The sequence below is a fragment of the Streptococcus mitis bv. 2 str. SK95 genome (genome assembly GCF_000222705.1).
Lineage (GTDB): Bacteria > Bacillota > Bacilli > Lactobacillales > Streptococcaceae > Streptococcus > Streptococcus mitis_AY.
Genome location: NZ_AFUB01000048.1, coordinates 1 through 9,887, shown reverse-complemented (window position 1 = coordinate 9,887; position 9,887 = coordinate 1). Strand labels below are relative to the sequence as shown.

General features: G+C 34.1%; 14 protein-coding genes. 5 read left to right on the top strand and 9 right to left on the bottom strand.

Going from position 1 to position 9,887, the window contains the following annotated elements; translation table 11 throughout:
- Positions 1 to 157 precede the first annotated feature (157 nt).
- From HMPREF9965_RS13210 to HMPREF9965_RS09560, 7 genes are all read right to left on the bottom strand, one after another.
- Positions 158 to 1,375: a site-specific integrase gene (locus tag HMPREF9965_RS13210; RefSeq protein WP_000156557.1), complete on the bottom strand. Its 1,218-nt coding sequence runs from the start codon at positions 1,373 to 1,375 to the stop codon at positions 158 to 160.
- Between the two features lie 66 nt (positions 1,376 to 1,441).
- Positions 1,442 to 1,705, bottom strand: a complete 264-nt coding sequence (locus HMPREF9965_RS0102555; RefSeq protein WP_001196068.1) for a helix-turn-helix domain-containing protein — start codon at positions 1,703 to 1,705, stop codon at positions 1,442 to 1,444.
- Positions 1,706 to 1,718: 13 nt separating this feature from the next.
- The gene (locus HMPREF9965_RS09580; RefSeq protein ID WP_001040928.1) at positions 1,719 to 2,372 is read right to left on the bottom strand and encodes a replication protein; all 654 of its coding nucleotides are present in this window, start codon (positions 2,370 to 2,372) and stop codon (positions 1,719 to 1,721) included.
- A gap of 202 nt (positions 2,373 to 2,574) precedes the next feature.
- A complete protein-coding gene (locus HMPREF9965_RS09575) occupies positions 2,575 to 3,174 on the bottom strand; it encodes a hypothetical protein (protein ID WP_001232744.1) in 600 nt (199 codons plus the stop codon).
- A 3-nt stretch (positions 3,175 to 3,177) separates the two neighbouring features.
- On the bottom strand, positions 3,178 to 4,266 hold the full coding sequence (locus tag HMPREF9965_RS09570; RefSeq protein WP_000255254.1) for a type IV secretion system DNA-binding domain-containing protein: 1,089 nt from the start codon (positions 4,264 to 4,266) through the stop codon (positions 3,178 to 3,180).
- Positions 4,266 to 4,580 (bottom strand): hypothetical protein, encoded by a 315-nt coding sequence (locus HMPREF9965_RS09565; RefSeq protein WP_025170852.1) that lies wholly within the window; start codon positions 4,578 to 4,580, stop codon positions 4,266 to 4,268. The genes HMPREF9965_RS09570 and HMPREF9965_RS09565 overlap by 1 nt, the downstream gene beginning before the upstream one ends.
- A gap of 162 nt (positions 4,581 to 4,742) precedes the next feature.
- The gene (locus HMPREF9965_RS09560) at positions 4,743 to 5,261 is read right to left on the bottom strand and encodes a hypothetical protein (RefSeq protein ID WP_001060107.1); all 519 of its coding nucleotides are present in this window, start codon (positions 5,259 to 5,261) and stop codon (positions 4,743 to 4,745) included.
- A 357-nt stretch (positions 5,262 to 5,618) separates the two neighbouring features.
- Here HMPREF9965_RS09560 and HMPREF9965_RS09555 point away from each other — a divergent pair, with 357 nt between their 5' ends.
- From HMPREF9965_RS09555 to HMPREF9965_RS13255, 4 genes are all read left to right on the top strand, one after another.
- Positions 5,619 to 6,476, top strand: coding sequence for a hypothetical protein (locus HMPREF9965_RS09555; RefSeq protein WP_001293524.1), 858 nt, complete (start codon positions 5,619 to 5,621; stop codon positions 6,474 to 6,476).
- A 10-nt stretch (positions 6,477 to 6,486) separates the two neighbouring features.
- Complete coding sequence (locus HMPREF9965_RS09550; protein WP_000185169.1) at positions 6,487 to 7,062, top strand: hypothetical protein; 576 nt, start codon at positions 6,487 to 6,489, stop codon at positions 7,060 to 7,062.
- A gap of 215 nt (positions 7,063 to 7,277) precedes the next feature.
- Positions 7,278 to 8,066 carry a hypothetical protein gene (locus HMPREF9965_RS09545; RefSeq protein ID WP_000762458.1) on the top strand — a complete coding sequence of 263 codons (789 nt, stop codon included), beginning with the start codon at positions 7,278 to 7,280 and terminating at the stop codon, positions 8,064 to 8,066.
- A complete protein-coding gene (locus HMPREF9965_RS13255; RefSeq protein ID WP_000889230.1) occupies positions 8,053 to 8,241 on the top strand; it encodes a hypothetical protein in 189 nt (62 codons plus the stop codon). The genes HMPREF9965_RS09545 and HMPREF9965_RS13255 overlap by 14 nt, the downstream gene beginning before the upstream one ends.
- Positions 8,242 to 8,404: 163 nt before the next feature.
- Here the strand turns inward: HMPREF9965_RS13255 and cadX are convergent, their stop codons facing one another.
- Together cadX and HMPREF9965_RS09535 are read right to left on the bottom strand one after the other, a co-directional pair.
- A complete protein-coding gene (gene cadX / locus HMPREF9965_RS09540) occupies positions 8,405 to 8,743 on the bottom strand; it encodes a Cd(II)/Zn(II)-sensing metalloregulatory transcriptional regulator CadX (protein WP_000711085.1) in 339 nt (112 codons plus the stop codon).
- An 11-nt stretch (positions 8,744 to 8,754) separates the two neighbouring features.
- Positions 8,755 to 9,369 (bottom strand): CadD family cadmium resistance transporter, encoded by a 615-nt coding sequence (locus HMPREF9965_RS09535; protein WP_000068448.1) that lies wholly within the window; start codon positions 9,367 to 9,369, stop codon positions 8,755 to 8,757.
- A gap of 28 nt (positions 9,370 to 9,397) precedes the next feature.
- Here HMPREF9965_RS09535 and HMPREF9965_RS13400 point away from each other — a divergent pair, with 28 nt between their 5' ends.
- Positions 9,398 to 9,583: a FanG protein gene (locus HMPREF9965_RS13400; RefSeq protein ID WP_080566886.1), complete on the top strand. Its 186-nt coding sequence runs from the start codon at positions 9,398 to 9,400 to the stop codon at positions 9,581 to 9,583.
- The last annotated feature ends 304 nt before the right edge of the window (positions 9,584 to 9,887 follow it).

The following is a 9,887-nucleotide window of genomic DNA, read 5'->3' as shown; positions in this document are numbered from 1 at the left end:
AAACCAGGTCTTAAGAAAGCTCGTAAAGCTTCACAATTCTCAAAACGTTAATCAATACGATTATATCAACGTTTCAAAGCACTCAAGAGTTTACCTCATGGGTGCTTTTTTTGTGTTTTTTGAAAAAGTTCACCTCAAAGTTTACCTTATTTTAACCTTATTGTTTTAGAGACTTTAAGGCAAATTCACCGACTGCCATAGGGACTACGTTAGAAGTATTGACATAAATCTGTGTTGTACCTGTGTCGCTATGTGTTAGAGCTTCGGAAATGGCTTCTAAGCTCATTCCAGCCTGTTTAGCGAGCGTTGCTCCCGTATGACGTAGTTTATGTGGTGTAGCGTGTGTAAGCTCTGGGTGTCGCTTTCTGATAGTTTTCATCTTATTATTAAGATAGTCAGAATGTAGGGGTTTATTGATATTCCCTCTGGTATCTATATAAGTGAAGATGAATTGTTCTGGATTACTGATGATACCAAACTTTGCTAGTTCATATTTTTGTTGTTTTTTCCATACGGTTAGGAGTTGAAGCAAGTCGCTAGAAATAGAAAAGATAGTTTTTTTATTTCCTTTGGTAGATTTTACTTGTCCGTATCTATCTAAAGCCTGAATTAACTGAATCTGAGATTTTGAAAAGTCGATATGTTTCCACTGGAGAGCATATGTTTCTGATTTTCTATCTCCAAGGAAAAAAGTGAGATAGAAAAGGACGTAATCTTTGAGTGATATTCTATCATTCTCTAAATCCTCTTTAAAGGCTGAGAACCACTCTTGGAGTTGCTCATGAGTTAAATATAAATCTTCATCATGTTTTGATTCTGCAAGTTGAATTTTTTTTACAGCCTTAATTCGTCTTAAAGTTTTTGCAACTCTATTTGCTTCAATATACTCAAGTTCTTCTGCCCAATCAAACATAGAAATGACGTAACTTCGTAAAGTTTTGAAGTTTGCATATTCATTAGCTTTTGAGGTCATCAAATTTAGAATAACCTGTTTATTTTGGTTTAAAAATTGAATCGTATAGTTGCCAAGAAGTGGTAGTATATGCTTTTCAAAACATGTTTTGGTATTGGCAATTGTTGACCTGCTTGGTGGTTTAGAAGTTGATGTAGTTTGTCCTGCTTTATAGGATTCCCACCAAATATTATTATAGAAGTCTGAGAAAAGAATATCTTCTTTGCCTAGTCCCGAAAACGCATTGTCTTCAATTTGGTTTAACTTCGTGAGTAAGTCTATCTCTGCTTGTCTTGCCTCCTTTCTTGTTTTGAATCGTTTATCGTAGTAGTTGTTGCTGACGATTCCAAGTGGCATTCGAGCTTCTATTGGAATGTAGATTTTTAAACGATAAGTACCATTTTTGGTTTTAGTGATAGTCATGATATTCTCCTTGTGTATCGAACCAGAAAATATCATGACTATTATAAAACAAAAATCTTGATATTTCTAGTTATGTGAGTTTAGCCATTGGTCGATAGTGTCTTTATGGAATCGAATCGTTTTACCGATTTTGATTTTGGGTAGGCCTTTTACAATCCAAGAATCCAGTGTATTGTTTGATATACCTAAATAGTTACAAGCTTGTTGCTTGTTCAAATAGGGGCTATCGATACCGCTCTTGTCTAATTGCTCTCTGATTTCTTTATTTATAAGATTAGAGAGTAAAAGTTGAATTTGATGAATTTGCTCATCTGGTAAGATTACTTGCATAGCTTTTCCTCCATTATACTTCTATTGAAGTAGTGCTTGACATGACGTCATTAGTTTCATTAGGAGTATTCGTCAAAGAATTTTCTGATGAAGTTATTTTGCTTTTGTCTGTGCTATACCTTCGTGAATCTAAATACTTAGCAAAAAAGTAAGTTTTATCTACGATAAGCCTTAATAAGATCGGATTTTCTTCTCTCGCATATCTAACCAGATGATTAAACTCTGTGAAATTCTTCTTGTCTATCACGTCAATAATAATTGATAGAAAATCATCGTTGTTATTGTTTATGAGGAATTTGTCTAATTCAAATCCGCATCCTATTTCTATATCATCAATTTTGTATTGAGTCTTTTCAGGATTCTCCGCATGAACAAAGTAGTCATACATCCCCTTGGGAGACATAATAGGCTCTACATGAGCAGGTCCCTTTAATTTATCCTTGATGAGTTCAGATACTTGATTATAGCTTTTAAGCGAATCAAAGAAAAAGGCTCCATGTTTATGAGCTTTCTTAAGTTCCCCTGTTTTTCGATTGATATCTCTATCATGCCAAGGTGATAAGATAAAGGGGATATGAAAACCTTCAAGGATTTCCAAATAGTTTTCTGGGGCGCTCTCTCTGTAGAAAAGAAAAGCCCATTTATTAGAACGTTGTTCTTTTGCCATATTCAATATGTCTCGCTTTCAAATTGTATTTCTATCTATAAGGAGATTTAGAGGGGTGTCTTCGGAATGTGGAACATGATTTATTTGATTTTTGATGATTATTGATTATTGGACTAACGGGGTCGTAGTAACCCGTTAGTCCATATACCAAGCAGACGGGCGCTAGGTGGCGCTTACTTCGTGCGCCATAGCGCCCGTCCTATCATTTACGTCTTGTTCCGATAAAGTAGAAGTCCATGCCCTTTCTTTCAGGTCTTGAAAAATAATAGTCAGGATTGCGACTAGAAATTTCTTCACTGATGATTGTTTCCAAATCTTTTAGAATTCTAATGGCTTGTTGCGATTTGGGGACAGGAATAATCAATGTTGTGCTTTCCTCTCGTATATCTACAACCACTTTCTGAATCGCTTTATTGAACTGTTTGTTGATAGGGTTGTATCTCTTTGTGTTTCCTTGCTCGCTTGTGCTTACAGTTTCTGAGTACTCTCTTTGAATCAGAAATAGACGAAGAGAAAAGGTCTGTGTAATGGACTTAAAGAGGTTTGATATTCTATCTTCTCTATGGCGTATCTTAATTTCATAGCCAACTAATCCAAGGAATAAGAGAAGGGACAATAAAGAAATAGATGAGCTGATAAAGTGAAGCAAGCGCAGGAAATCAAACAGAGATGTGAAATAGATACTGTTTTCCAAGGGATTCATTCCAAGCCTCAATAAGATTGAAATAAACATAGATAGGATTCCCATTATAAAAAAGGTAGTTGCTGGATGAATGGTTTTTTGAAAATTCGTTTTTCTCATAGTCTATAAAATTCCTTTCTTGGTGTAATAGGTGGGACAGAGGAGGGGGAAAACTTGATAAGGATGTTCGTTATCAATAATCTGTATAAGTCCTGTTCCTTTGCCTATCGGAATAACGATGCCCTCAGGGTCGAGGTCGGGAAACAAAAACTGTGTGGTCTTTTTATTAATGTTTCCAATCTGTATCAGAACATTCAATTGTTCCCGAACAGATACGGGGATAGTTGTATGGTCAAAGCGTTGACTGACTAGAAGTAAATGAACACGTGTAGCTCGTCCCAGTAGTGCGATTTGAGACAATAAAGAGAAGAAAGAATCTTTGATGGTTCTGTTGACTCCTTCTGACAAGGCTAGTACTTCATCAATAACAATGGTTAGATGTTTAAATTCATGACGTGGATTTTCAAACAAGATGGCTTGCCTTTTATGAATGATGGTCATACACTTGCTCAGGTTTTCATTAATTTCTGACACAAAATCAGATTTAGAGCGGTTTTCATGGGGGTGAATAACGGGAGTTTGGTGTTCTCTTGCCCAGCGTGATGGTGTATCAAACTTAGGGTCAATAATAATTAGGTCAGAAATGTTTTTCAGGACGCTAAGTAGATAAGTCAAAGCGTAACTTTTCCCACTACCGGAATTACCAGCAATAGCCAAAGAAGTTACCTTATCATAGTTAATGGCTAGATTTTTCATGATAGGAATATTATTACCCTTTAGAGACGAGGTAAATATCTCAAGGTCTGGAATGACCAAGCGCTCCGAAACTCCTTTTTTCCATGGAAAGAATAAGCCACGCTGAACATGAATATCCTCTGACTTTAAGGCGATAAAGTAAACAGAGTTTTGTTTCAATAGCGTATATTGAGGATAGAGGGAGGCGTTTGCGATTAGAAAAATCTTCTGATACAAGTCATCATCAATGATAAAGCCACATGGTAGACGAGGGACAAAGATAAAGCCGTCTTCTCGGACAAGAATGTTAAAAGAGTTGGTGTAGGATGTTTCACCCTGTAATACAGAGCCCAAACCCATATTTAGGCTCTGTAACAGGTATTGTTCCAACTCTCTTTGTGTGAGAGTTGAAACCATTAGTTCACCTCTTTCAATCCGTCAGCTTTGAAGTAGACATTGTAGTTAACTTCGCATGCCATTAGACCTTCAAATGAAACCAGAGATAGGTAGTCTGGTAGTTCAGGTGCTTCTGTAAATTTCACTTGAAAAGGCGGAAGTCCTTTTTGTCCGAACCAAGCCTTATAAGCGACAATTTCCCCTGTTGGTTTGTTGTTTTCGTACTTTTGTTGGGGTTCGAGTTCGTCACTCAGTAAGTAGATAGGAGCGTTGAGGTCAACGTATTGTTGAGCGATATGGTTTGAGTAACCGCCTTTTCGGTGTTGTGGTTTGATTTTCATATGGATATACCTTTCTATATGAAGCTTAAAAAGTAAGAAGAGACAAGCTCGGTTTGAGGTCATGAGCTGGACTTTTAAAACTACCTCCTAATTAATGGACAAAATTAAGGGTAGTTGAACCATTTTTGAGCAAAAAAGGCCTAATTTTTTGTTCAATTATTCTGTGAGTCTTTCTTTTATATAAGACATTATTTTCGGTATCTTACGTTGGATTTTACGATAGTCCTCATTTAATCTTCTACCCATTTCTCTGAAAGAAAGTTTCTTGTAGTTTATATAGGTTTCCCCCCTATACGTATATTCATATTCTTCAAATGAATGGCAAAGTAAGATAATGTCTCTGTCAAGTTCATCTAATTCAGATAGAACCTTTTTTAATCTTGGCAATTGAGCTAAGGTAAATTCTTCATCTTCTGTCTGAATGAGAAAGTCAAGAGGATTAGGGGAATCATCTATAAACAAGTCAAGTGGAGTTGTTTCGTTATTTGTTCTTCCATTGTTTATTTTGGAGTTTAGACTTATTTCTTTACGACGACATTGGCGAGCATAACTATTTTCATGTCTATCACTCTCATTTAGCCATTCAAGCCAGAAAGATTGCTCTTCTGGAGTTAGAGATTTAACGAGTTTTTCATTTAATTTCTTTTTAGAAATTTCTTCATATATATTATTCATGTTGGTTCCTTTCTGTCCTTAGGACGGAAAGAAACTTTAATGAGCCATACTGAATACCGATAGATGTGAAAAGGGCACACCAAATAAACGGATAAACAGATATATGCAGAACTCGACCGTTATCGTCTGAGTTTTCATATTCGTTTCAATCCGTCCATTGGGTGTACACCTATTAGGACTAATGTTATTCTTTTGAAGAAAACGCTTGTAAAATTTGATATAATAGTATCAAATATACATTTGCTTTATCTTCACTCTCTATTATAAAGTAGATAGTGTTACCATCAATTGTAGATAGAGTATATATAGAGTATATAAAGTAGATACAGTTACTAATTTAGTTATGAGGAGTAAAAAATGTCTGAAAATATCCCACGACTCACAGGAGGTATTCTATTTGGACTGATGCTTGAAGCTAGAAAACCCAAAAGTAAGGTTCGAATTGGATGCTTAGAAGAACGAACTGATGCATTATCCGAAACTGATATTATGAAGTCTCTTATTGATATTTTTACAGGAGAAATTCAGCAAATGCCTTACAGGAACTCGTTTAAAAAGAATGTTTCTGAATATAAAAAATGTATTATTTCTAAAGCAGGGTATTTACCTTTTGATGATTCGAGGTTCATTAATTCATTTAAAGATTCTGTTGAACAAAATAAAAAAGACACACTAGAAAGTATGTCTGTATTTATTAATGACAAGTTTTCGGAACAAAAATTGAAGTGGCTTGTTTCTGCGGTTATTGAAATTATTTGTAATGATGGAACGATTGCTGACTTGGAGACTTTTAAAGTTTCCTCCAATGAATCAAAACTTAAGCAGAAATTATTAGAAGCTGAGGTAATCGAGATTGAGTCATTTTTATTAGATGTAATGAGATATATTTTTGTCAATAAAATAGATAATACTGTCGGTAAGCCAACATTTGAAGCATGGTATTCTAAAATCGGAGAACGAGCCCCTTGGGAATTTACTAATGCAGAACTTGGACAACATATGAACGGCATAGAAATAACTCGATATAATCCAAGTGTGGAAGATGTCGAGAAACAAGAGTATATCGAAGAATCAGATGTTGAGTTTGAAGAAGAGTTTCATTCTAATGTTGAAAGTGATGATGCAATAACAAAACAAGTGTTGAATAATCCTAAAGTTATCAACCAGTATGCTGATAATATCTATAACATAGAACATGTAGAAAATCTAAATTAAGGAGAATACATTGACAAACTCACTAAAAAGACAGGGTAATTTGCCGTCAGAATTTCCCCAACAACCACTACAACAAAATGCAGAAAGAATTTATAATATTGAGCAAGCGAACAATGTAAACAATATCGTCAACTATGTCCCTGCACGCAAGATACTTTCTCCTAACGAATACTACAACTTATTTATAATTTACGGTGAACAGTATGAAGGAGATTCATTTACCATAGAAAATGGTAGAATTTTTGAATATACTAATACAGCGATAAAACAAAAGTTTTCTCAATTTACACTAGAAGATATTGACGAAATAATGAGTTTACCAACTTTATTCCTTCCAGAGTATAGTGAGGTGAACCAAGAGATAAAAACTGGATTTTTGGGACAATTAGTGGATATAGATAAAAGAGCTGGATATATAAAATTTGATTTTCAGAAAGAATGTGAAATTGATTTAAATCTGATCGAACTTCATCAATCAGAATTAAAAATAGAAGATTGGGAATTAAGTAGGACTCACTGGGCAATTAAAAGAGCTAATTTAAAGAACATTTTAAAAGGCTTTGGTAATGGCAACGAAACAGAGTAAAGAAGTAAAAATTCAACGTGAAGTTGAAGAGTGGCAACGTCTTACGGCATGGAGTTTGTGACACAAAATGAAAGTGTCAATCCAAAGATTGACAAAGCCTTATCAAAAGCTTCCTCCGTAAGAAATCAAAAGCTAGAACGAACTTATAAGATGTCAATAATGCGGTAGGACGTTATGAAGAGGTCGTCAATCTCGTCAAATTTGGTAAAGACGAAATGAAATTAGATGGATTATTTATTGAGGTAATAGCGATGAAATATTTTAAATTAATCAATGGTGGAACTTATCATATTGATGAGTTTGAAGAGAAAACAAATAAAGAATTACCATATTATCAAAATGGTAGTAAGTACGCATTGTGTCCAACTTGTGGTTCTTCGATTCAACTTATCGGGGGAGAAAATAATAATACGCAAAATAGAGCTGGAAGATATTATGCGGCACATACAAAAAATTCTATAGAAGGACTGTTATTCGACATAGAAAGAAAAAATAATTGTGCAAATTATGAAGGAAATCAAAGTAATTGGCAAGGAATTTATCAAAGGGGAAATGGTCTCCCTGAGAATAGGGAGCTTCATCAATTCATAGAAGATTATAAACAAGATATTGCTAGAAAAGTTGGTGATTTGATTGGATTTAATGGACTAAAAAGAGATGAAACACCAAGTGCTATTTTTGATAATATATTAGAGTCTTTTTTTAGGAATGGAGGATTATGTATTTCACCAGAACAATTTGCACCTGAATATATTCCTAGAATGATTATCGAAAGAGCTGAGCCAGTTATTTGCTGGGGTTCAATTCCTCATGAGGAAATACGCAATCGTATCCTACAACATCCACTGTTACAAGATTCAATTGATGGGAGACAATTTAAACCAAATATTGAAACAAGACTTGTTTGTGTTCTAAATAATGGGAATGCTCCTACTCAAATTCAAATCAGATTATTGTTTGAAGATGAGGAATTGAACTTAAAACAAGTAAATGCTAGAGTTTAGTAGGGGGATAGAACGGTATAAAGATAAAAAAGAGGAGCTTCATTATGAAGCTCCTCCTCTTGCTTTTAATTGTCCGAATCAATATTCTTATTTCAAAAAAGGTAGTGAAAAAGGTAGTGATTCGGTTGATTTTTATTGCAATGTAGTGAAATTTGAAATTTCAAAAATCGCTTAAAATCAAGGTTTCTCACGTTTGTTGACGTGTAGTGAATCCCTATTTCACTTCTGTAAAAATTAAATAATTTCTATTTTAGCTGTTAGAAACGTTGGTACATCAATGTTTTTAGAATGCTACATAATAAAAGGTAGAGTGAATGGTAGAGTAGTAAAAATAGTTGTTATCCTAGTTGATTAAAAAAATCTCTGATTTCCTCATCTTTTATAAAATAATATATAATTTTCCCCTCTCTTCTAGTATCCAAGATGTTTTGATTGGCTAGTTTACGAAGATGGTGGGAGGCAGATGCCATACTGAGATTTAGTAAACAGGCTATATCACAGACACAGAGTTCTTCAACAGCAAGGAGATAAAAGATGATATTTATCTGTTTATTATCGGTAAACTTTGATAAAATACGAAGCGATTTTTGGACTTTTTCCTTTTCAAGGTAGTTCGTTGCGGTTGTAACATTTTGTTGATTTATAATATTCACTTGGCATATACTATCTTTTTTCATAATTTTTTCTCCTAGCCGAACACAGTCCTTAGCATGTCAAAGCTGTTGTTTTCAATCAGGATATACATCCCCAATCCTAAATAAACAACGGCAATAAACCATCTGCTATATTTTTCCAAAGTTTCTCCAACAGAAGGGACTTGTGCCAATTTTTGGGCAGAAAAAACCAAGAGATAAATCATGACTAGAAAAGTAAGTAAAGCCACTATCAAATTCGCTAAATTTAAGGTAATAAAATATGGGACAAAAACACCAATATTGTCAGCACCACAACTAGCAAAAGTAATCATAGCTACTAGAAAAATCAGGTTTTTATCATCTTTGCGCAAACCATCTTTTGCAATAGCTTCTCCATCAGAATCTCCTAAAAGCAAAACTTTGAGTCCTAGGAAAATTGGAATCAAACCGAGCAAACCTAAAATCTCTTTACTAGGAATATAATTTAAGACAAATGCAAAAAGTAAACTTAGCAATATTAGACTAACAGAGCCTAGAAATTGTCCTAAATAGATGTTAATGATGTCTTTTCTGCTTTTTCTTTTGGCAAAAAATAACATTAGGATAATAAGTAAGTCTACGGCTGTCCCAGAATACAGGATTATTGAAGTAACAACATTTTGAGCCATAAAACACCTCGTTCAAATATATTTTTGAATGTATTTTAACATTAAACTTTGTAGATGTCAACTTCAGCTCCATCAAAATATAGATAAGAAGGTAGTGTACCAAACATTAAAAAGCCCTGCCATCGAAATGATAGCGGGGCTTAACTTCAATATCCAGATGATATATTTATCTAAAAAAGGTAGAGAAAAAGGTAGAGTTTGGACTGAAATATAGTGAAATGTATTGAAATTGAAAAAAGAAAAAACGCTTGAAATCAGCGTTTTTCTTATGTATTGATTCGTATTGAATGCTTACTTCACTTCTGTAAAACTAAATAAGGTAAACTTTTGATATTCTGGTTCGATTTTAGCTTATTTTAGCTTATTTTTAATGAAAATTTACCTTATTTTGATGAAATTGATTGAAATTAGTTGAAATTTTATTTTTAGAGACCCCATGAAAACGTTGATTTTAAAGCACTTTGAAATTAGATGAAATAAGTGGTGCCCCAACCAGGTCTTAAGAAAGCTCGTAAAGC

Excerpts from the sequence above, each read along its gene's own strand:
- HMPREF9965_RS13210 (WP_000156557.1), bottom strand. The coding sequence starts at position 1,375 with ATGACTATCACTAAAACCAAAAATGGTACTTATCGTTTAAAAATCTAC.
- HMPREF9965_RS0102555 (WP_001196068.1), bottom strand. The coding sequence starts at position 1,705 with ATGCAAGTAATCTTACCAGATGAGCAAATTCATCAAATTCAACTTTTA.
- HMPREF9965_RS09580 (WP_001040928.1), bottom strand. The coding sequence starts at position 2,372 with ATGGCAAAAGAACAACGTTCTAATAAATGGGCTTTTCTTTTCTACAGA.
- HMPREF9965_RS09575 (WP_001232744.1), bottom strand. The coding sequence starts at position 3,174 with ATGAGAAAAACGAATTTTCAAAAAACCATTCATCCAGCAACTACCTTT.
- HMPREF9965_RS09570 (WP_000255254.1), bottom strand. The coding sequence starts at position 4,266 with ATGGTTTCAACTCTCACACAAAGAGAGTTGGAACAATACCTGTTACAG.
- HMPREF9965_RS09560 (WP_001060107.1), bottom strand. The coding sequence starts at position 5,261 with ATGAATAATATATATGAAGAAATTTCTAAAAAGAAATTAAATGAAAAA.
- HMPREF9965_RS09555 (WP_001293524.1), top strand. The coding sequence starts at position 5,619 with ATGTCTGAAAATATCCCACGACTCACAGGAGGTATTCTATTTGGACTG.
- HMPREF9965_RS09545 (WP_000762458.1), top strand. The coding sequence starts at position 7,278 with ATGAAATTAGATGGATTATTTATTGAGGTAATAGCGATGAAATATTTT.
- HMPREF9965_RS13255 (WP_000889230.1), top strand. The coding sequence starts at position 8,053 with ATGCTAGAGTTTAGTAGGGGGATAGAACGGTATAAAGATAAAAAAGAG.
- cadX (WP_000711085.1), bottom strand. The coding sequence starts at position 8,743 with ATGAAAAAAGATAGTATATGCCAAGTGAATATTATAAATCAACAAAAT.
- HMPREF9965_RS09535 (WP_000068448.1), bottom strand. The coding sequence starts at position 9,369 with ATGGCTCAAAATGTTGTTACTTCAATAATCCTGTATTCTGGGACAGCC.
- HMPREF9965_RS13400 (WP_080566886.1), top strand. The coding sequence starts at position 9,398 with ATGTATTTTAACATTAAACTTTGTAGATGTCAACTTCAGCTCCATCAA.